The organism is Sulfitobacter faviae (assembly GCF_029870955.1).
GTDB lineage: Bacteria > Pseudomonadota > Alphaproteobacteria > Rhodobacterales > Rhodobacteraceae > Sulfitobacter > Sulfitobacter faviae.
Window position 1 is genome coordinate 1,403,836 of record NZ_PGFQ01000001.1, and the last position, 21,681, is coordinate 1,425,516.

General features: G+C 62.1%; 14 protein-coding genes and 2 pseudogenes. 1 reads left to right on the forward strand and 15 read right to left on the reverse strand.

Annotation, left to right across the window (positions count from 1 at the left end):
* Positions 1–36: 36 nt before the first annotated feature.
* From CUR85_RS07310 to CUR85_RS07340, 7 genes and pseudogenes are all read right to left on the reverse strand, one after another.
* Positions 37–3,166 (reverse strand): annotated as a pseudogene (locus CUR85_RS07310) (efflux RND transporter permease subunit).
* Complete coding sequence (locus CUR85_RS07315) at positions 3,163–4,404, reverse strand: efflux RND transporter periplasmic adaptor subunit (RefSeq protein ID WP_067268183.1); 1,242 nt, start codon at positions 4,402–4,404, stop codon at positions 3,163–3,165. Before CUR85_RS07315 ends, CUR85_RS07310 begins: the two are co-directional and overlap by 4 nt.
* A 42-nt stretch (positions 4,405–4,446) precedes the next feature.
* On the reverse strand, positions 4,447–4,920 hold the full coding sequence (locus CUR85_RS07320) for a GbsR/MarR family transcriptional regulator (protein ID WP_082852168.1): 474 nt from the start codon (positions 4,918–4,920) through the stop codon (positions 4,447–4,449).
* Positions 4,921–5,042: 122 nt separating this feature from the next.
* The gene (locus tag CUR85_RS07325) at positions 5,043–5,609 is read right to left on the reverse strand and encodes a PqiC family protein (protein ID WP_067268186.1); all 567 of its coding nucleotides are present in this window, start codon (positions 5,607–5,609) and stop codon (positions 5,043–5,045) included.
* A 3-nt stretch (positions 5,610–5,612) separates the two neighbouring features.
* Positions 5,613–7,697, reverse strand: a complete 2,085-nt coding sequence (locus CUR85_RS07330) for an MlaD family protein (protein ID WP_067268188.1) — start codon at positions 7,695–7,697, stop codon at positions 5,613–5,615.
* Positions 7,690–8,349: a paraquat-inducible protein A gene (locus CUR85_RS07335; RefSeq protein ID WP_197471026.1), complete on the reverse strand. Its 660-nt coding sequence runs from the start codon at positions 8,347–8,349 to the stop codon at positions 7,690–7,692. Before CUR85_RS07335 ends, CUR85_RS07330 begins: the two co-directional genes overlap by 8 nt.
* Entirely contained in the window at positions 8,307–8,918 is a 612-nt protein-coding gene (locus tag CUR85_RS07340; protein WP_280322496.1) for a paraquat-inducible protein A, read from the reverse strand. The genes CUR85_RS07335 and CUR85_RS07340 overlap by 43 nt, the downstream gene beginning before the upstream one ends.
* Before the next feature lie 192 nt (positions 8,919–9,110).
* Between CUR85_RS07340 and CUR85_RS07345 the strand changes: the two genes are divergently transcribed.
* Positions 9,111–9,671 (forward strand): type 1 glutamine amidotransferase domain-containing protein, encoded by a 561-nt coding sequence (locus CUR85_RS07345; RefSeq protein WP_067268192.1) that lies wholly within the window; start codon positions 9,111–9,113, stop codon positions 9,669–9,671.
* A gap of 50 nt (positions 9,672–9,721) precedes the next feature.
* Here the strand turns inward: CUR85_RS07345 and CUR85_RS07350 are convergent, their stop codons facing one another.
* The 8 genes and pseudogenes from CUR85_RS07350 to CUR85_RS07385 form a co-directional block, all read right to left on the reverse strand.
* Positions 9,722–10,825 carry a CaiB/BaiF CoA transferase family protein gene (locus tag CUR85_RS07350; protein WP_067268194.1) on the reverse strand — a complete coding sequence of 368 codons (1,104 nt, stop codon included), beginning with the start codon at positions 10,823–10,825 and terminating at the stop codon, positions 9,722–9,724.
* Positions 10,822–11,793 (reverse strand): C45 family autoproteolytic acyltransferase/hydrolase, encoded by a 972-nt coding sequence (locus tag CUR85_RS07355; RefSeq protein ID WP_067268196.1) that lies wholly within the window; start codon positions 11,791–11,793, stop codon positions 10,822–10,824. The genes CUR85_RS07350 and CUR85_RS07355 overlap by 4 nt, the downstream gene beginning before the upstream one ends.
* Positions 11,794–11,810: 17 nt before the next feature.
* A complete protein-coding gene (locus CUR85_RS07360; protein ID WP_067268197.1) occupies positions 11,811–13,268 on the reverse strand; it encodes a biotin carboxylase in 1,458 nt (485 codons plus the stop codon).
* Positions 13,269–13,285: 17 nt separating this feature from the next.
* Positions 13,286–16,020 (reverse strand): annotated as a pseudogene (locus CUR85_RS07365) (aminotransferase class I/II-fold pyridoxal phosphate-dependent enzyme).
* A gap of 66 nt (positions 16,021–16,086) precedes the next feature.
* Entirely contained in the window at positions 16,087–17,169 is a 1,083-nt protein-coding gene (locus CUR85_RS07370; RefSeq protein ID WP_136720276.1) for a carbon-nitrogen hydrolase family protein, read from the reverse strand.
* A gap of 67 nt (positions 17,170–17,236) precedes the next feature.
* Positions 17,237–17,668 (reverse strand): universal stress protein, encoded by a 432-nt coding sequence (locus CUR85_RS07375; RefSeq protein WP_067268202.1) that lies wholly within the window; start codon positions 17,666–17,668, stop codon positions 17,237–17,239.
* Positions 17,669–17,680: 12 nt separating this feature from the next.
* A complete protein-coding gene (locus CUR85_RS07380; protein WP_067268203.1) occupies positions 17,681–20,434 on the reverse strand; it encodes a TRAP transporter permease in 2,754 nt (917 codons plus the stop codon).
* Positions 20,435–20,534: 100 nt separating this feature from the next.
* Positions 20,535–21,494, reverse strand: a complete 960-nt coding sequence (locus CUR85_RS07385; RefSeq protein WP_067268205.1) for a TAXI family TRAP transporter solute-binding subunit — start codon at positions 21,492–21,494, stop codon at positions 20,535–20,537.
* Between the last annotated feature and the right edge of the window lie 187 nt (positions 21,495–21,681).

Consider the following 21,681-nt stretch of genomic DNA (forward strand, 5'->3'; position numbering starts at 1 on the left):
CCTAGGCCGCCTGACCTTCGGCCACCTGACCCTGCGCTAGACAGCGACCGGTTCCGGCTCTGGCGGGGTCGGCTTTGCGCGTTTCGCTTTCTTCTCTCCCAGCATCAACATCGCCGGGGTCACCACCAGCGTCAGCACGGTGGCCACCACCAGACCGCCCGCGATGGCCGAGCTCAGCTCGGTCCACCATTGGGTGGAAGGCGCGCCATAGACGATCTCGCGCGTGAAGAAGTTGATGTTGAGGCCAATCACCATGGGCATCAGGCCAAGCGCCGTGGTGACCGAGGTCAGCACCACGGGCCGCAAACGCTGCGCCCCGGTGCGCAGCGCAGCCTCTAGCGGCGACAGCCCGAGTTTCTTGAGGTCGTTATAGGTGTCAATCAGAACGATATTGTTGTTCACCACGATCCCCGCCAGCGCGATGACCCCGATGCCGCCCATGACCACCCCGAAGGGCCGTCCGGTAATCAGCAGGCCAAAGAGCACCCCGGCAATCGAAAAGACGATGGCCGACATGACGACGAAGGCTTGGTAAAAGCTGTTGAATTGGATCACGAGGATCACGAACATCAGGAAAATCGCGGTGATGAAGGCGCCGACGAGGAAGATCATCGATTCCTGCTGGTCCTCCGCCTCCCCGGCGAAGGAGGCTTCGACACCCGGCGGCAAGTCCATCGCGTCAATCGCGCTGCGCAGCGCGACGGTCTGGTCGTTCACCAAGACACCCGGCGCGACATTGGCCTCGATCGTGACCACCCGCTCTTGATCCACCCGCGTGATCGTGCCGGTCCGCGGACTCGGCTCGAAAGTCACGAAGTTCGAGATCGGCACCAGCCCTGCGGAGGTCGGCACGCGCAGCGATTGCAACTCTTCCAGCGTGCGCTCATCCGACGGGAAGCGCACATTGATGTCGATGGAGCCTTCGGCGTCGTCAGGCCGGTAATCCGCGACCGTGATGCCCCGCGTGAGCAGTTGCACCGCCTGCCCCAGCGTCGAGATATCGGCCCCGAACCGCGCGGCCTCGGACCGGTTCACGGCGATGCGCCATTCCACCCCCGGCAGGGGCGCGAGTCGGTCACATCGGTGAAACCGCCGATATCGGCCATCTTCTCGCGGATCTGATCCACCACCTGCTGCTGCACCTGCGGGTCATGCGCCTCGATCCGCAGATTGACGGGTTTGCCCGCCGAGGGGCCGTTCGATGCGGTCTGCACCTGCACGTCGATCCCCGGAATGGCCGCCATCTCGGTCCGGATTTCCTCGCCAATGATGGCGGCGGGGCGGCGTTCGTCCCACTCGGTGAACTCCACCTGAATGGTGCCGATCAGATCGGCACTGTCGCGGTTGCTGCTGCCGGTGCGGGCATAGACGCTGGCGATCTCGTCATAGGCAAAGAGGCGCTGCTCGACCTGCCGCACCAGCGCGTCTTGTTCGTAGATCGAGAAATTGTCCCGCGCACGCACCTGCACCTGCGCAAAATCAGGCTCTACATCGGGGAAAAAGGTGATCCCATTGCCGAATTGCGCATAGGCCGTGAAGCCGCCCATCAGCATGGAAATGGCAAGGATCAGGGTCATCCACGGGCGCAGGATGGCGAATTGCAGCAGTTTGACATAGCCACCGGTAAAGCCTTTCAGGTCACGCGGGTCGCCCTGTTCAGCGGCATGGAGCGTCGCCTTGTCCTTAGCCGATTGCGGCGGGCGCTTGCCGATAATCCCGCCGACGACGGGGATAAAGACCAGCGCCATGAAAAGGGATGCGGTCAGGGTCAGGATCACCGTAATGGGCAGGAATTTCATGAACTCCCCCACCGTGCCGGTCCAGAACAGCAGCGGGAAAAACACGCTGAGCGTCGTCGCCGTTGAGGCGATGATCGGCCATGCCATGCGTTTGGCGGCATGGGCATAGGCGGCGCGGGGCGAATGCCCCTCTTGCAGGCGGCGGTCGGCAAGTTCGGTGGTCACGATGGCCCCGTCCACCAGCATCCCCACCACGAGGATGAGCGAAAAGAGCACGACGAGGTTCATCGTATAGCCCATGACCCAAAGCGCCGTGACCCCGGCCAAGAAGGCCCCCGGAATGGCCAAGCCCACCAGCAGGGCCGAGCGGACGCCCAAGGCCCAGACAATCACGATCATCACAAGGATTACCGCCGCGATGACATTGGCCTCGAGATCGCTGAGCATGTCTTGGACCTGCTCGGATTCGTCTTGGGTGTATTTGACGGTGATGCTGTCGGGCCATTCCGCGCGCATCTCGTCAATCAATTCGCGCACCGCCGCGACTGTCTCGATGATATTCGCGCCCGAGCGTTTCTTGATCTCAAGCGCCAGCGCGGGCTGGCCGTCGATCCGGGCGAAGCCAGTCGGGTCTTTGAAGGTTCGGCGGATCGTGGCTACATCGGCAAAGGTCACCACCGTATCGCCGCGTACCTTGATCGGCAGCGACATGACATCTTCGACATTCTCGATCAGCCCCGGCACCTTGAGCACCAGCCGCCCCGCGCCGCTTTCAATCGCCCCCGCCGCGATCAGGCGGTTGTTGCGGTTGATCTGGCTGATCAGCTCTTCGAAAGAGATATTATAGGTCTCAAAGACCGTAGGGTCGATCAGCACCTCCAAAAGCTCGGTCCGCTCCCCCCGACATCGACTTCAAGCACGCCGGACAGCCCTTCGATCGCGTCCTTCAACTCTTCGGAAATGGAGTTGAGCGTCCTTTCCGGCACCGGGCCCGAGAGGATCGCGGTCAGGATCGGGAAGAGCGCCGTGTTGATCTCGGTCACGACCGGGTCGGTGGCGTCTTCGGGCAGGTCCGACTTGGCCCGGTCCACGCCCTCGCGCACCTTGTCGAGCGCCTCATCGGAATCGAACCCCGGCTCGAACTCCAATTGCACCGAGGCATGGCCCTCGGCCCCGTTCGAGGTGATCTGTTTCAACCCGGTGATGGCGCTGAGTTCGGTCTCAAGCGGCTCAACGAGCAGCCGCTCGCTGTCCTCGGGCGAGATGCCTTCGAGAGAGGTGGAGACATAGAGCGTCGGGATCGGAATCTCGGGCGAGCTTTCCTTGGGGATGCCAACATAGGCATAGGCCCCGACCGCCAAGATCATCACCAAGCTCAGGATCACCACGCGGGCGCGGCTGAAAGCGGCGTCGATCAGCGTGTTCATTCCACTTGCTCCGGCTGGGCGGCTTCGGCGCTGCCGGTGATCTGGCCGTTGCCGGTTGGCTGGTCTTCCAACTCGTCAATCTCGGGCACACCCGTCATGGGCTGCGCTTCCCCTTCATTGTCGCCGCCGGTTTCGGGCTGCGGATTGACCGTTTCCCCGTTGTTGACGAAGCCCTGCCCGATGGTGATGATCTGGGCCTCATCCGGCAGGCCCGCGATCCAGATGCCATCGGTCTGCGCGCGCACAATGGCGATCTTGTTAAAGACAACCTTATCGTCATCATTAACGGTTTTGACGCCCAAGGTGCCATTGGTGTCCAAGGACAGGATCGCCGGAGAGACGAAATGCGCGCGGGTCTCGCCCGTGGGGATGCGCACGCGGGCCGAAATGCCCGCGGGGATCGCTCCATCCGCGTTTTCGACCCTGACTTCGGCGGTAAAGGTCCGGGTTTCGGCGCTGGCACTGCTTGAGACGAATTGCACCTTGCCCTGCGCCTCTGTCCCGGTGATGAAGACGACCTCGGCCTCTTGCCCCTCTTCAATATCTTTGAGCGACTGCTGGGGCACCTGCACTTGGATCGTCAGTGGCGTGTTGTCGACCAGACGCGCGATTTCTTCACCGGTAGAGACGAACTCTCCCGCCGAGATATCGAGCATCTCTAACCGCCCGGGAAAGGGGGCGCGGATTTCGGTGTTGTTCAGCGCCTCTTCGGCGGCGGTGACCGAGGCCTGAGCGGCGGCCAACGTCGCGCGGGCTTGGCTCACGCGGTCCACGGTCGAGACGCCCCGGTCCAGCAGGGCTTGGGCGTTGTCGTATTCGCGCTGTGCGCGGCTCAATTCCTCACGCGCGCGGGCCAAATCGGAATCGCGCGCCGTGGTGCTGAGCCGCGCGATCAACGCGCCCGCTTCGACCGCATCGCCCTTGGCGACCAAAACTTCGGCAATCTCACCACCCGCTTCGGCGCGGACCATCGTATCGCGATCCGGCAGGGCCTGCCCTTCGGCCACGAAGACCTGCGTCACGCTTTCAGCTTGAGAGCCGCGCACCGCCACTGTCACCGCTTCGGGAGCAATGGGCGCAGGCGCGGCCTCCTCGGTCTCTTCGGAGGGGATGATATAGCCGCTGCCCATCCAAAGAGCGATCAACAGCGCTATCCCACCGGCGATGAACTTCGACCGTTTCGAGCCGGCATCGCTGTCGAATGAAAGCGTCTGGCGCTCTTGAGATGTGTCACTCATTGATCGAACTCCATCACCGCGACCCCGTGATCGGGCCGCGCGTCAATTCTTGGGCTTGCTCACCCGGGTTGCTACGTCATCAAGCGCGGCGCTGATCGTGTCATAGAAGGCGGCGAAATTATCGAGCCTTCGGCGCACCCCTTCGGCCTCTTCGGGCAGCTTGCGGATCGTATCGTTAATCTCGGATTTGGCGTGGCGGGTCCCTGCCAGCGCATATTTCGTCATCGCGGCATAGGCGTCATCGGCGAGTTGGAAGTAATCCTGCCGGTCGCCCGTCTTGTTCACACGCCGGATCAACCCCCGCTCTTCGAGCAGACGAATGGAGGTGCTGATCGTGGCGCGGCTGACGGAAAGGCGGCGCGACAGCGCGCCAAAGGCGATCGGCTCGCCCTCGAAAACCAGCATGGCAAAGACCTGCCCCGCCATGCGCGGCAACCCCTCGCCCATGGCAACGACGCCCATGCGGGTGATGAAGTCATCGCGGACTTGGTCGATTTGGTCAGTGCTATCCATCATTCCCCGTCCACGGCAGGCGCGTTGACGGTAGATAGACAAGGCGAGGCACAAATCAAGACTATTCAGAATTTTCCGAACAGACGGAACAACGCGCGTCGCCGGTAGACTTCCGGCGCTCGACCCTACTTCAACCCGTTCTGGGCGATATAGTGGGCCAGATCAAGGACGAGTTGCCCCCGCGCCGCGGCGATGGCGTTTGCGCCACCTTCGGGATTGAACGGCACGCTGAGGTCGAACAGGCCCGACCGCTCCCGCCGGTCATCGGGGACGGCCACGAAATACTGACCGGAGGCGCGGAACTCCCCCGCTTCTGTGGCCACCAGTTCGGCAAAGCGCACTTCGAGGCTGGCATCGGGGAAAGCCTCGAACGGCCAAGGCTCAGACGCGATGCGCCGCTCCGTCATCCGCGCAAGGTTCTGGCTAAGCTCCAGCGCCACGGCCCGTTCGGGCGCATCGGCCCAAAGCACATCGGTCGAACTGACCAGACGGCCATCGGCCAGTTGCACCGAAATCTCTTCGGCGGCGGCGTAGGTCGGCAAAGACACGTCGCGCACTTCGACAGAACTGAAGGCGATGGAGGTCTTCTCTGTCACCGCCGGGGCGCGGACGGGGAAACGTTCAGCCGTGCCGCCACAGGCGGCCAAGGCTGCCAGCAGGCCGAGGGTGATCAAGGGTCTTGCAAATGTCATCCGTTACCGTCCCAGCAATAGAGAATTGGGGTTACGTTCGATTGTCCGCGCCAAAGATGCAAGGGCATCGGCGGCTTTCTGAATGTCGCGCAGGGTGCGTTCGGCGCTGCGGCTGAGTTGTTCACCTTGGTTATAGCCTTCGATGGTGCGGCTGGCTTGGGCAAAAAGGGCGGTCAAACGCTCGACCACCTGCGGCAGGTCTTGGGCCGAGAGGGCGATATTATCCGCCGCGTTGCGGGCCGAGGCCAAGGTGCGGTTCACATTCTCGACCGCGCCGCCTTCGCGCAGTTCTTCCAACGTGGCGTTCAATTCGTCCAAGGCGCGTTTCAATGCGCCCGGCAGGGCCACCGCATCTTCGGTGCCGATCACCGCATCGGCGGATTCGGTGAGGTCGGTGAGTGCGACGACCAGTTCTTCGACCTCAAGCGTTTCGGCCTTGGCCGCCACCGCTTGAATGCGCTCCACCAACTCCGGCACGCCTTCGACCGAGGAGGACACCGCATTGGCCGCATCCGATGCGCCCTCAAGCGCGGCGGAAAGCCGTTCGGCAATCCGCTCTTCCTCAAGCTGGGCCACCAATTCTTCGATCCGCACCAGCGTGCCGTTCAGGGCGACAGGCACGTTCTTGACCTCTTCGGAAGAGACCAGCCCGGTCAACTCGCCCAAAAGGGTGCGCACGTCCTGCGGGGTTTCGCGTAGGTCTTCGTCCGATACGAAAGCCTCTGCCGAATTGAGGAAGGTGATCGCGCTGTTGAGCAACTCTTCAATCGGCAGGCTGTTAATGCGGGTAAAGACCCCTTCGACCGTGGCCGCCGCATCAGAGACATCGCTTTCCGTGGTCGGCATCAGCGCAAGGCCATTCTCCATCTCGTTCAACGAGGCCTCGGGCGCGTCTTCGACGGCCACGAATTCAACCTTCAAACCACCCGTCAACAGGCTGGCCGAGGCCAGCCGCGCGCGCAGGCCGTTTTCCACACGTTCTTTCAAGAACGCCAGCGCGGCTTCGGCGGTGACGTCATCCTGCATCCCCAGATGCGCCGGTTGGATCGACAGGATGGCGTTCAGCCGGACGCGGCTGTCGCCGAACCGTTCGAAGTCTACCAGCCCCGAGAGGGTCTCGACCTCACCGATCTCCAGCCCGCTCATCTCAACCGGGGCGCCGACGATCAGACCCGAGATATTGTCGTCGAACACGACGCTCAGCTTCAGCGGATCGACCTCGGAGGCGTTAAAGACAGAGTTCCGCGCGGTTTCCTTGTCGGGGTAAATCTCAAACACCGTCCCGTCAGACACCTGCGCCCCGCCCGAGACGAAAGTGTCAAAGGTGATGCCGCCGCCGACGAGGGTCGCCAACGAGGAAAAGTCGATCTCGGCCCCCGCGGGGCCAATGTTGACGCTAAAGCCCGATGCGTCCCAAAAGCGGGTGGATTCATTGATCAACTGACGGTGCTCTTCGAAAATCAGCGCCTCGACAATGGCGTAGTTGCCGCGCGGGGCGATCTTGGCATAGCCGACGCGGCCCACCTCGATGCCCTTGTAAAGGATCGGCGCATTGTCGGTCAGATGCCCGTTCGCGGTGGAGCGGAAGGCAATCTCAAGCCCGCCTTGGCCGCCGCGGATCAACGGCTCGGTCGACGATCCCTGAAAGCGCTCTGCCGCGGGGCCGACCTGTTGGTCCCACGACCCTTCGATATAGACACCGCTCAGCACCGTGCTGAGACCGGTGATGCCCTGTGCGGTGACTTCGGGCTGCACGACCCAGAAGACCGCGCCATTGTCGATGTAAGGGGCCACGTCCTTGTCGACGCGGATATGCGCCGTCACCCGGTCCAAACCCGAGGTAAAGCCGACCTTCTCGACCACCCCGACCGTCACATCGCGAAAGCGCAATTCGGTCTCTCCGGCAGAGATGCCCGCGCCCTCTTCGAATTCCACGACGATCACCGGGCCGCGCTCGCTGTAAGACCGATAGGCCACGAAAAGCGCCACGATCAGGGCGAGGATCGGGATGATCCAGATCACCGAGGCCCCGCTGAGAAACATCTTGCGGGTCGGGGAAATCGGTACGTCGGGAGGCGTCTTAGTCATTGGTTTTCAGGCCCTCGTCCTTGGTCTGAGCGTCCCAGATCATGCGGGTGTCGAACGCTTGTGCCGCCAGCATGGTAAAGATCACGGAGAGGGCAAAAAAGATGCTCGCGGTACCGGGATTGATGGCGGCCAGTGTCTTGAGTTGCACCAGAGCAGACAAAATCGCAACCACAAAGATATCGATCATCGACCAGCGTCCGATGTACTCAACCACTTCGTAAAGGTAATGCCGCTGGCGCTGCGAGGTGACAGAGCGCCGTTTGACGCTGATCGCAAGAAAGGCCACGGCCATGAATTTGGCCACCGGAATGGCGACAGAGGCGAAGAGGATGATCAAGGCGATCCCCCAGTTGCCATATTGCGCCAGTTCCACCGCGCCGCCGATGATCGTGCTTTCCTCGACCTGAAACAGCGTGCGGGTCTTGAGCATCGGATAGGTATTCGCGGGGATGTAGCACATCAGCCCCACCGTCCAGAATGCCCAGACACGCTGAAGGCTCATCCGATCGCGCGAGACCAGCTTGCTGCCACAACGGCTGCAAATCTCCGTGCCCATCGGCGCGGGCTTGTTACAGCGGGTGCAGGCCACGATGCCCAACTCCCGTGCGCTCACGATGTCTTGGGATGTTCCAGAGAGTTCCATACGGACCATTTGCATAAGAATCTGTCCTGCGCGATGACGAGGATCACCAGCGCGCCGAACATGTAAAACGCGGGGCCAAAGCCCACATCGGCCAGATCGGCCACTTTGACCAGCGCCACGGCACAGCCGATGGCAAAAACCTCGGCCATCGACCAAGGGCGCAGTTCCTCCGACAGGCGAAAGGCGGCGACGGCATGGCGCGCGGGCGGGCGATCCAGCACCACGGGGATCAGCACATAGAGCGTCAGCAGCACTCGCAAGAGCGGGATGAAAAAGATCAGCGCCGCCGTGGCCAGCGACAAGAGGATCATCGGCCCGCCGGAAAAGGCAAGTGCTGCATCCAGCACCGACACCGCGTTGCTGGCCCCCGCCGCGTCGATGGTGAGAAAAGGAAAGACCGCCGCCCCGATGATCAAGACCATGACCGCCACCGCCACGGCGATGATCTGCAACCCGGCGTTTCTGCGGGGCGTGATCAGGGCGGTATGGCACCGCTCACAACTCGCCCGCTCCCCATGCGCGGGGCGGCGCAGCCGATAGACGGCGTCGCATTGCGGACAGACGATCAATTCGTCCATGGGCAATTCGGCAAGGGGGTGTCGGGGCGATCCATTCTGAACGCATATATGACGCCGCCCTTTGACGTATCAACAAATATTCACCGCCCTGTGGCGCATCTGCACCGGCGGATCATCGCCCTCGCGCGAATGTGAGGGGAACAGGCGGCCATGCAGACCGTTGGTCTAGCAGAAATGACAAAGGAGAAAGCAATGACCGATATCACCAATGCAAAGATCCTGATCCTCGCCACCAATGGCTTTGAGCAGTCCGAACTGGAAAAACCCCTGAACGATCTGCGCGACCGCGGCGCCACCGTCCATGTGGCCACGCCCGACGGCAATGAGATCAAGGGTTGGGACGAAGATGACTGGGGCAACACCGTGCCCGCAGACCTCGCCCTTCGGGACGTGAATGTCGACGACTACCAAGGCATCGTGCTGCCCGGTGGCCAGATCAACCCCGACCTGCTGCGCGCCAACGAAGACGCGGTGGCTCTGATCCGCAAGTTCCACGACAGCGGCAAAACCGTCGCCGCTATCTGCCACGCCCCGTGGCTGCTGATCGAGGCGGGCATCATCAAGGGCCGCAAGGCGACCTCCTTTTCCTCCATCGCGACGGATGTGAAGAACGCCGGTGCGCATTACGAAGACAGCGAAGTGGTGGCCGACCAAGGCATCGTGACCAGCCGCTCGCCCGAGGATCTCGACGCTTTCGTCGCCAAGATCGTCGAGGAAATTGAAGAGGGCAAACACGACCGCAAAGCGGCCTGAGCCTTGCCTCTGTGACGAGATTTACCCCCGGTCCTGTGGCCGGGGGTTTTTCATGCGCGGTCGCGCGGCAGACCAAGTTCGGCCAGCACCGCATCGGTATCCGCGCCGATGGCCCGTGGGGGGCTGGGCATCTGTGGCGCGGCACCGTCAAACCGCGGCGCTTGGCCTGATTGCAACACGCCATCGACCCTCATCACATTGCCCCGCGCCGCCATCTGCGGATGATCCGGCGCTTCGGAAAAGCTGAGCACTGGGGCCACGCAGGCATCTGAACCGTCGAAATGCGCCGCCCAGTCGTCCCGGGCGCGGGTGGCAAAGATCGCGGAGAACTCGGCGATACGCGCCTCCCATGTCGTCCTGTCGTTCTGGCTCTCGGCAAGCTCCGCAGGCAGGCCCAACTTCTCTAACAGGATCGCGTAGAACTGCGGCTCCAAAGCCCCGACCGAGATGAATTTCCCATCCGCACAGGTGTAGCAACGGTAAAACGGCGCGGCCCCGTCAAGCCAATTGGCGGCACGCTCTTCGGTCCACGCGCCTTGGGCCAGCATGCCATGGATCAGCCCCATCATCGCAGGCACCCCATCGACCATCGCGGCGTCGACGACTTGGCCCTTGCCTGTCACACCGCGTTCGATCACAGCCGCAAGGATGCCGAACAGCAAGAACATCGTTCCGCCGCCGTAATCCGCCACCATGTTCAAGGGCGGCACCGGGGGCGTATCGGCGCGGCCCATGGCATGGAGTGCCCCTGTTAGAGCCAGATAGTTGATGTCATGCCCCGCCGTCTGCGCCCATGGGCCGGTCTGGCCCCAGCCGGTCATGCGGCCATAGATCAGGGCCTCGGGGCAGTCGTCGGGGCCAAGGCCCAAACGTTCCATCACGCCGGGGCGAAACCCTTCGATCAGCACATCGGCAGAAGCAATCAGCGCCTTCGCCGCGGCGATCCCTTCGGCCGCTTTCAGGTTCAACACCACCGACCGCTTGCCGCGCCGGTTGATGTCCGACGGCTCCGCCGGGGCGGCTTTGCGGTCAACCGTGATGACATCCGCGCCTAGATCGGCCAGCAGTTGCCCCGCCAGCGGCGCGGGGCCAAGGCCGGAAAACTCCACCACCCTGAGCGAGGCCAGCGGCCCTTTGCGCGCCGCCCCGCTCATGCCGCCCCCGGCACCAAGACCTGCCGCGCCCCTTCGGTGAAATCCGTCAGCGACAGCGCCCATGTCGTGCCGGGCCAGCGCAACTCCATCTCGCGTTTGCGCGGACGGTAGACGGCGGTGTAAAGCGTGCCAAACCCGGCGTTGAAGGCCGTGGAATAGAGCGGCGGCTTGAGGAAGGCGCCGATGAACTTCTCCTCCGGGTCGCGGTGCAGACGCAGACGTTGCAACAGGTAGCGCTCACGCTCGACCGTGGCGGTAAAGCGGGCGTGGCTGATCCACTCCACATTCTCTTGATGATTGGTCGCCACCGCGGCGCGGGTGATGACAGCGGGGCGATCAGGGGCCATCATGGCTGTCAGGTAACTGCGCTTTCGGTCGAGTACGGTGACGTTGTAGCTCATATGCGTGGGCACCCGCGCCAGCACCTCGCCCGCCTCCTGCGCGGTTTCGCAGGTCTGCAAGACATAGCGCAGGATCAGCGGCACGCCGAAGCCTTCGCCCACCACACGCCGCCCGCCAAAGGTGAGCGAGATCGACAGCCCTGCATCATTCACCCCGTCGACCAGCCCCCAAAGCCCATCGGAGGTGCCCATGACCTGCCGCCCCTGCCAGCCCGTGCGTAGCACCATCGCGTCAAAGGCATTGGGGTTATAGTCATAGTTGCGCACCATGACCGGCTCTTTCCCCGCCCAGATCGCCTGCGAACAGGCCGACAGATAGGGCGGCGGGCAATAGAAACTAAGGAAGCGCGCCGCGTGATCGCCGCCGCCTGCAAGACTGCAAAGCTGGTCATAAAGCGGCAGCATCTCAGGCATATGCTGGGCCAGCGCACGGCGGCATTGGGCATAGGTCGGGCGCGCGGCCTCCCCTTCCTTCAGCCACCATGCGTGGTAATCAGGCCAATAGGCCGCGAAGAGACCGGCCCATTTGGGGCCGGGCTCGTCTTCGGACAATGCGCGCCAGTACATCGCGGCCTTTCATCTCGTTACAGGATCTTGAACGCCGGATCAGAAAGCTCTGGACCGGCCGAGGCGGTGGGCAAGGGTTTGCCATCCACACTGCGTTTGATCCCATGAATCCACTTTTTCGCGCGTTCGTTCAACTGGAAAGACTTGGTCATCGACCGACCCCGCGTCACGAGGATGCCGATATCGGCCCCTTCGTAGCGATAGTCCCCCGGTTGCAGGATGCGCAGGAAGAAGGCCTCGTTCTCGCTTTCGACCGCGCGGCGGTGATAGTCGAAACGATCAAAGACGACGGTGCCGTCCTCCTTCATCTTATAGATCCCGGTCTCGGGCGCCTCGGTGCAGATGTCGACACTGTCTTCGGTGTGTTTGATGACCATCTGGCTCCAGCCGTCGATATTGTCCGGATCGGCCCAGCGGGCATTCAACTCATCCACGTCGAGGGTGAACTTCTTGCGGCTGAACTCCAGCAGATGGAACAGGAACAGCGGCGCGTCGGCATGGGCGAAGGCCGCGTGGTTGGTCATGGAACTCGCGCCGGTGATCCGCGGGTTCAACTCGCCCAGCCACAAGTCGCCGGTCTTCTTGTCGATTAGGAAATCGAGCTCGAAATAGCCGCGATAGCCCTCTTTCCGCAACTGCTCGCCGAACTTGAAGGTCAGATCGCGCGCCTTCTCGCGGACCTTGGGCGGGAAGGCGGTGGCGAGGATCTCGTTGCCGCACCAGCCGCCGCGATAGGGGGTCAATTCCTTGAAGCCGACCAGTTCGGTCATCAGCGGGCCGACGATGGTGCCCTCCTTGGTGGCGCAGGCCTCGATCGCGGCACCGCGACAGTCGATCCGCTTCATGATCTTAATCTCGCCCTCGCCCACGATCTCGCTCTCGTGGCGGCGGAAATCGGCCTCGGACTTGATGAAGAAGGTGGTATGCCCGCTGTCGCCATAGGCCGATTGCAGCACGAGGTCATGGCCCAGATCGGCTTTCTCGCAGATCTCGCGCAGGTGGTCGTAGCTTTTCACCTCGCTCAGCGTGTTGGGCACGGAAGGCACGCCGGCCTTGTTGCCGATGCGCACCGTCTCGATCTTGTTGTCCATCGACTGGCGCAGCTTGGCTTTCGGGAACCAGACCTCGGCGCCCAGCTCCTTGCTCAGGCGCTCGGTCTCTTCGTCGAACATCAGGAAGACGAACTTGGGCTTGCCCCCGCGGCGCTTGATGAAGTCGATGACCTCCTTGTGCTGCAGCAGGTAGTTGTTGATGTCCTCGATGCTCTGGAACTCCGCATGGGGCTGTTCCGAGGGGCAAAAGACGTTGGGATGCTTGCCGCCGTAGCAGTCGATGTAGCAGATGTACTTGAAATTCTTTACCCATTCATCGAGGCCCAGCAGATTGAAGTTGGTGGCCGAGATGAAATAGACCGGGTCCTCGTTTCGGTGAAAGAACCGGCGGATTTCGGAGATATTCTTGAGAATTTTTGCCATGTCGTAGGTCCTTTTGGTCAAACGGGTGAAGAAGAAAGGTCTTTGCGGCGCACGCGTTTCAATGCCTCCGCGGTAAAGACGCGCAGGCCCAGATCGGGCCGGTATCCGTGGATCTCGCTCACATCGAGCGCGCGCATGAAGTCGAGAATTTCCTGACTGACGACCTGTCCGGGGACGAGGATCGGAAAGCCGGGCGGATAGGGGATGATGAAGCTGGCCGAGACCACCGTGTCGCCCGCGTCCATGACCTCTTGCAAGGATCCGTTCAGGTCGAGGTAGTCACAGTTCTTCTCATCATAGGCGAGGAAGAAGGGCGTGCGAATGTCGCCCTCGGGCGTGTCAGCGGCGCGGAAGGCTTCGTGGAAGCAACTGAAATCCGGCAGCGGCGGGTAGTTCTCCATCAGATTGGTGACGCGCCGGTCGAATGACAGCCGCTCCATCCGGCTGGCATCGTCCAAAAGATCGTCGAGCGATTTGGCGATCTCCACCAGCACTTCGATCAGATAGGCCACGGACGAGCGCGTGGTGCCGATGTTGGTCATGAACAGAACGGTATTGCGCGAGGTCTTGTTGATCTGGATGCCGTATTTGTCCATCAGGATCTGGGTCTTGAAGGTATCGCCATCCCAGCCTGTGCCGCCCACGGCGAGGGTCACGCGGGTCGCGTCGAGCACGAATTCATCCTGCTCCCAACAATCCCACATGTCGGTCCAACCCTGCTCAACGTCATAGTAGCTGGTGACGCCGCTTTCGCGGTGCTGTTCGGGGATCATGTCCCCGGCGGAGAGCACTTTGAAATACTTGCGTAAGAGAGGGTGTTCGCTGATCGCGCGGCGCATCGACATTGCCGCTTCGACCTGCCGTTGGACAAACTCGAACCCTTCGAGTTCGACCTGACGCCGCCCCACGTCGAGCGAGGCGATGATCTGATAGTTCGGCGAGGTCGAAGTGTGGGTCATATAGGCTTCGTGGAAGCTCTGCTCGACCTCGCCTTTGAAATCCTGATCGTTGACATGAATCATCGAGCCCTGCCGCAGCGAGGTCAGCGTCTTGTGGGTCGATTGCGTGGCATAGGCCCGCACCCGCGCCTGCGGCGGGGGATCAGCCGGGTGTTGAGCAGGGTCTCATCATCCGCGTCCTTCAGGGTCTTTTGCTGGGCCTCATAGGCGGCGGCATGGGCCTCGGACTTGAACTTCGCCCGCAGGGTATTGGCCGCGTTCATCGCGGTGCGCTGGCGATATGTGGGACTAAACCGTGCAAAAGCGAACCATGCCTCGTCCCAGAGGAAGATGAGGTCGGGCTTGATCGCCAGACATTCCTCCATCACCCGCTCGACGTTGTAGACCAGACCATCGAAGGTGCAGTTGGTCAGCAAGAGCATCCGCACCCGGTCGAGCTTGCCCGCCGCCCTCAGCTCCAGCAACCGCTCCTTGATCTCGCGCAGCGGCACCGCGCCGTACATCGAGTATTCGTTGAGCGGATAGCTGTCGAGGTAGCTGACCTGCGCGCCCGCGAGCACCATGCCGTAGTGGTGGCTCTTGTGGCAGTCGCGGTCGACCAACACGATGTCGCCGGGCCGCACCAGTGCCTGCACCACGATCTTGTTGCAGGTCGAGGTGCCATTGGTGGCGAAAAACGTCTGTTTAGAGCCAAAGGCGCGGCTAGCCAGTTCCTGCGCCTCTTTGATCGGTCCATGTGGCTCTAGCAGGCTGTCGAGGCCGCCCGAGGTCGCCGAGGTCTCTGCAAGAAAGATATTCGGCCCGTAGAACGCCCCCATGTCCTGAATCCAGTGACTCCGGGTGATCGACTTGCCACGGCTGATCGGCATGGCATGGAAGACGCCGGTGGGCTGTTTGGAATATTCCACCAGCGCGGTGAAGAAGGGCGACTTGTTGCGCGCCTGCACCCCGCGCAGGATATTGAGGTGCAACTCCATGAAGTCTTCCTGATTGTAGAAGACCCGCCGACAAATCCCCAGATCGAGCCCGGCGATATCCTCGACCGAGCGTTCGGTGACCAGATAGGCATCAAGCTCGGGCCGGACCTTGGCGATCATCCGGCAAAGCTCTGGGCCATAGCTCTCAGGCTGAAGCGCGTCGATCTCATCCTGCCCGCCCGCGCGGGCGAGGTAGCGGGTCAGGATCTGTTGATCGACTTTCGATTTCAGCGTCAGGCCGGGGCGGACGACGATGGCTTGAATATTGTGGTTGAACATCACCGCGATCAGCGCGTCTTCGAGGCTGGGCACCACGACGGCTTCGTAGATGAACGGGTCTTCGGTCCGGCGCATGCGGGTGACATTGCTGCGCAGCCAGCGTTCTTGCTGTTCATTCACATTGTCGACGATCAGCACTTCGAAATAGGGTTTCGCCAGCGCTCGCGCCTCGGGCGGCAGCATCGCCTCGTCGTCATGCTCGTCCTGATCCAGACTGTCGCGTTCCAACGGGATGGTGCGGCGGCGGTAAGCGCCGGTGGTCAGCGCACGAGTCACCCGGTTCACGGCAAAGGCCAGATCCTCGAAATTGCCATGGGCGAACTGGCGACGCATGTGGTCAAAAGCGGACATGCCCGGAAAGGCCCAATAGGGCTCAATCAGGGCCAGTGACTCAAACAGCGCCTCGATTTCCTTGCGCCCCTGCGCCGCGTTCTTGCCTTTCGGATCGCGCGACATGGCGGCGGCGGCGGCGCGCAGGGCGCTCCACCGATCCGACCGCAGTTGAATGGCCGAGGAATAGTCGTTCATAGAATGCATCAGTCGTCCTCTGCTGGAGGGCCGACCGATGCGTCAGGTAGCGCTTTGCGCGAACCTAACCCCGGCCTAGCCGCTGGTATTGTCGTTCTGCCCGGGTGTGTCGGGCGTTGTCTGTGGGTCGGGCGTGCCCGCAGCCGGGGCCACGGGCGCCGGTGTCTGGGCCACCTCGGGCGCCGTCCCGGCGGTGGGGCTGGCAAGCGGCTCAGGCGGGAAACCGTTCTTGCCCTTATAGGTCGGGATCTCGGCAGGCACCTGCTGGGCGGGCACATCGACATGCAGCCCCGCGCGGCTGCCCTGTTGCGGGATTTCAAGCGGGCCAAGGGTGTGCAGGAAGGCATCCGCGCCGCTGTCACGGTCATAGACCGGGAAGTCTGTCGGGCGGTCGCGGAAGGATTTGAGCAGTTGGCCCAAGCCCTTCATCCCCGTCTCACGCTGACGGCGCACCATGTTGAGGTCGATCTCGATCGGGAACATATCCTCTTGCCCCGCCGATTGGTGCAGCACCATCGAAGTCGGGTCGACCACGCAGGAGCGGCCCACGCCCCCGGCGCCGAGGCCATTCACGTCGAAGATATAGCACTGGAACTGCGCCGCCGTGGCGCGCGCGATGGCAAGTTCCGCATCGCGGTCGGTGGTGCCGGTCAGCACCGGGTGCAGCAGCACCTCGACCCCTTGCGAGGTCAACTGCCGCGTCGTTTCGGGGAACCACATGTCATAGCAGATCGACAGGCCAAAGCGGCCCACGTCCGGTACGTCGAAGATGCAGAACTCGTTGCCCGCCGCGATCCCGGCCTCATAGGGCCGGAAGGGGAACATCTTGGCATAGCGGCGGACCACTTCGCCTTCGGGGTTGATGACGACCGAGGTGTTATACACGCGGCCATCCTCGGGATGCTTGAGGAACATCGAACCGGGGATCAGCCAGACCCGGTGCCGCCGCGCAGCGGCCTGAAACTGTTCGATCGTCTCATTCTCGGGCGGCAGGGCAAACCGGTCAAGCGGGCCGAAGGGCGCCAGTTCGGAGAACAGCACCATCTGCGTCCAAGGGAAACGCGCCATCAGAATGTCGAGCCGCTGGATCATACCCTCGACATTGGGCTGCAAGGCATTGACGTACATCTGCACGCCGGCAATCGCGAAAGGGGTCATGCGTGAATACTCCGAACTACGCGGCGCAATGGACCATTTCCTTGCCTATCTCCGCGAAGCACCTGTCTTACGCCCTCACGACCAGAACGGAAACAGGGGAACGACGCACAATGCGGTCGGCGTTGGAGCCGACGAGGAATTCGCGCAGGCTGTCGGGGTGCTCGGACCCCATGACCACCAGATCGGCGTTTGATTTCTTTATCGTTTTCAGCGCCTCGCGGTGGATCTTGCCGAATTTCAGGTGCTGCTTCACCTTTACGTCATCAGGCACCTCACGCTCGACCAGCTGTTCAAGCGCCTTGGCCGCGCGGCCCGTGGCCTGTTTCTCGTAATCCGCGGGAAAGAACCCTTCGACCAGCGGCGTGCCCATATCCGGCACGACCGAGAGGATATGCAGCGTGCCTTTGGAGAGGCGGATCATATCAATCGCCTGCGGCAGCGCCTTTTCCCATGATTTCGGGTCGCTCAGATCAACTGTCAGCAGAATGTTATCGAACATGATGCGCCCTCCTCAGGCTGTCGCGGGCTTACGGGGGGCCTGCGCGGCACGGCCCCGTTGCAAGAAGACCACCAGCGCCAGAAGTAGCAGGGCGGGGATGAACATCCAGTACTTGCTGGGTTGCGGCATCGGTTTCAGCACCCGCAGTACCTCTTGATCCCAATCGAGGCCCGCGCCCTGCGCCGGGCTGTCATAGAGGACATCGTCGATGATCATCTTGTCGCCATCCTCGCGGAACATGAGACCCGCGGCCTCCAGCTTCTCGGCCCCAGTCTCACCTTCGCCGATGGGCAGCAGCGCCACGAACTCCAGCGGATCGCCCAGATCGTTCACGCCCGAGATGCGCAGCCGCAGCCGTTCGCCCGCGGGGGTCTCTTCAGCGGCCTGAACGATCTCGGTCGGGGCTTCCTCGCTATAGGGGGGATAGATCATGTCCATCCAAAAGCCCGGGCGGAACAGGGTAAAGGCGATGAGCAGCAGCGCGATAGTCTCGTAGAAACGGTTGCGGGCCAGAAAGAAGCCTTGGGTCGCCGCCGCGAAAAGCAGCATGGCCACGGTCGCCACCACAAAGATGAACAACCCCTGCCCCCATGTGACCCCGATCAGCAGCAATTCCGTGTTGAAGATAAACAGGAACGGCAACGCCGCGGTGCGCAGAGAGTAGAAGAAGGCGACAAGCCCAGTGCGGATCGGATCACCGCCCGAAACGGCGGCGGCGGCGAAACTCGCCAGACCCACGGGCGGGGTCACATCCGCCATGATGCCGAAGTAGAAGACGAAGAGATGCACCGCGATCAGCGGCACGATCAGCCCGTTCTGCTGGCCCAGCGTCACGATCACCGGCGCCAGTAGGGCCGAGACGACGATATAGTTCGCCGTGGTGGGCAGCCCCATGCCAAGGATCAGCGACAGCACCGCGGTCAGGAACAGGATGGCAAGGATATTGCCGCCCGAAAGCACTTCGACCACATCCGCCAGCGCCGAGCCGACACCGGTCTGGCTAACCGCGCCGACGATGATGCCCGCCGTGGCGGTGGCGATGCCGATACCGATCATGTTGCGCGCGCCGGTGACCAGACCGTCGATCAGGTCAAGGAACCCGGCTTTGACATCGTTGACGAACTGGCTTTCACCCCGGAACATCGCCATCAGCGGGCGCTGCGTCAGCAGGATGAAGATCATATAGGCCGCCGCCCAAAAGGCCGAGAGGCCGGGCGACAGGCGGTCGACCATCAGCGCCCAGACCAGCACCACGACAGGCAGGATGAAATGCAGACCGGACCGCGCAGTTGGCCCCGGCATCGGCAGAGTGGTCACCTCGGCGTTGGGGTCTTCCATCTCAAGGGGTTCTTCCTTGCTCGCCACATAAAGCAGGCCGACATAGACCGCCGTGAGGAAGACAAAGATGATATAACCCGCCGTTTCGGGGAAGGCCGGGCGGATCCAGCCCATCAGGTAGTAAACCGCGAAGGACAGCGCGCAGATCGCGATGATTGCAAAGGCGATGCCGATAAGCTGCTGCACCAGCGGCTTGGGCGTATAGGCCCGCGGCAGACCCTGCATCCCGGCTTTCATCGCCTCAAGATGCACGATGTAGACCAGCGCGATGTAAGAGATCACCGCAGGCAGGAAGGCGTGTTTGACCACGTCGAAATAGGGAATGCCGACATATTCGACCATCAGGAAGGCCGCAGCCCCCATGACGGGCGGCATGATCTGGCCGTTGACCGACGAAGCCACCTCGACCGCGCCTGCTTTTTCGGAGTTGAAGCCCACCTTCTTCATCAGCGGGATGGTGAAGGTGCCCGTGGTCACGACGTTGGCGATCGAGGAGCCCGAAATCAGGCCGGTCATGGCCGAGGCCACGACCGCCGCCTTGGCCGGGCCGCCGCGCATGTGGCCCATGAGGCTGAAGGCGACTTGAATGAAGTAGTTACCCGCCCCCGCACGGTCCAAAAGAGAGCCGAAAAGCACGAAGAGGAACACGAAAGAGGTCGACACACCAAGCGCGATGCCAAAGACGCCTTCGGTCGTGATCCACTGGTGGTTCACGATCTCCGACAGGCTGTTGCCCTTATGGGCGATGATGCTGGGCATATAGGGGCCAAGCACGGTGTAGAAGAGAAAGACGCTCGCCACGATCATCAGCGCGGGACCGAGGGCGCGGCGGGTCGCTTCGAGCAGGATTAACAGGCCGGTCACCCCTGCGATATAATCCGGCAGGATCGGCGCGCCGACGCGGTTGGCGATGTCACGGTAAAAGATAAAGAGATAGAGCGCGCAGAAGGTGCCGACGATGGCCAAGGCCCATTCCCAGATCGGAATGCGGTTCTTGGGCGACCCGAGCAGCACTGTCGCGACCACAAAGGCCGCCGGGATCGGGATCCACCAGACCGCGGTGGAATCCTTCGTACTGACCATAAAGAGCGCGGCAAGAACGATGGGAACGATGACGCCAAGCGCCACCTGAAAACTGGTGCGCGTGGCCGGAAACACCATGATGCCAAGGAATACGGCAAAGCCAAGGTGAATGGAGCGGGCCAGCGTATCGTTGAAAAGGCCGATGGGCGAGGCGATGTAGAGTTGGAATAGGGACCAAGCCAAGGCCACCAGCAGCAGCAAGGTGCCCATCAACCCGCTGACAGAACGCCCACCCGTATCAGAAGAAGCGACAAGTTCGTCCAGCTCCGCTTGGCTCAATCCGCCCCGGTCACCGGTCGCGGCGGTTTCAACAGCCGCCGCCTTTTGCTGGTCCTTCTCAGACATATCGTCCCCTGTCGGCTCCACCTTGGGGCGGATGCGCATATTGTTCTTCGGGCCTCTGACGGCAGCGTACCGCCGCCAGAGCTATCATGTCACGGATAGATTACTCGAGCCAACCTTGCTCTTTGTAATACTTCTCGGCGCCGGGGTGCAGCGGCGCGGAAAGACCGCCCGAGATCATTTCCTCTTGGGTCAGGTTCTCAAAGGCAGGGTGCAGACGCTTGAAACGGTCGAAGTTGTCAAAGACCGCCTTGACCACCTGATAGACGACTTCGTCGTCAACATCGGCGGAGGTCACGAAGGTGGCTTTCACACCAAAGGTTTTCACGTCTTCGTCGGTGCCCTTATACATGCCGCCCGGCACGGTGGCCTCGGCATAATAGGGGTTGTCGTCGATCAGACCTTGGATCGCGTCACCGTCCACGGGGATCAGCTTGGCGTCGACGGTCGACACGGCTTCTTGGATCGAACCGTTGGGGTGGCCCACGGTGTAGATGATCGCGTCCACCTTGTTGTCGCCCAGAGCGGCGGCTTGCTCAGCCGGTTTCAGCTCGGAAGCCAGTGCGAAATCGTCCAGCGTCCAGCCTTTGGCGTCCATCACGACTTCCATGGTGGCGCGCTGACCGGAACCGGGGTTGCCAATGTTCACGCGCTTGCCTTTGAGGTCGTCGAAGGACTCGATGCCGCTGTCGGCACGGGCGATGACGTTGAAGGGCTCACCATGCACGGAGAAGACCGCGCGCAGGTTGTCGAACTTGTCACCCTCGAACTGGGAAGAGCCGTTGTAGGCGTGGAACTGCCAGTCGGACTGGGCCACGCCCATGTCCATGTCGCCCGCTTTAATCGCGTTGATGTTGGCGATGGACCCGCCGGTCGACGGCGCGGTGCATTTCAGGTTGTGATCCGCGGTGCCGCGGTTCACCAGACGGCAGATCGACTGACCGACGACAAAGTAAACGCCTGTCTGACCACCGGTGCCGATGGTGATGAACTTTTCCTGAGCCATGGCCGCAGTGCCGGCCACCATGGCACCGGTCATCGCGAGCATTTTGAACATTTTCATAAGATGTCTCCCATTGTTATAATTGGCGGACCACCCTTTAGGCCTCCGCCATTGCATGCACAAGTAGAGCGCCGCAGCCTTCAGGCAATTGACTGGGCAGGGAAATTTCAAACGCGCCGTTCGGGCCGCGAGCAGACATGCCCCTGTGGCGGGAATCCCCGATTTCACGTTAGGTCGGTTTTTCATC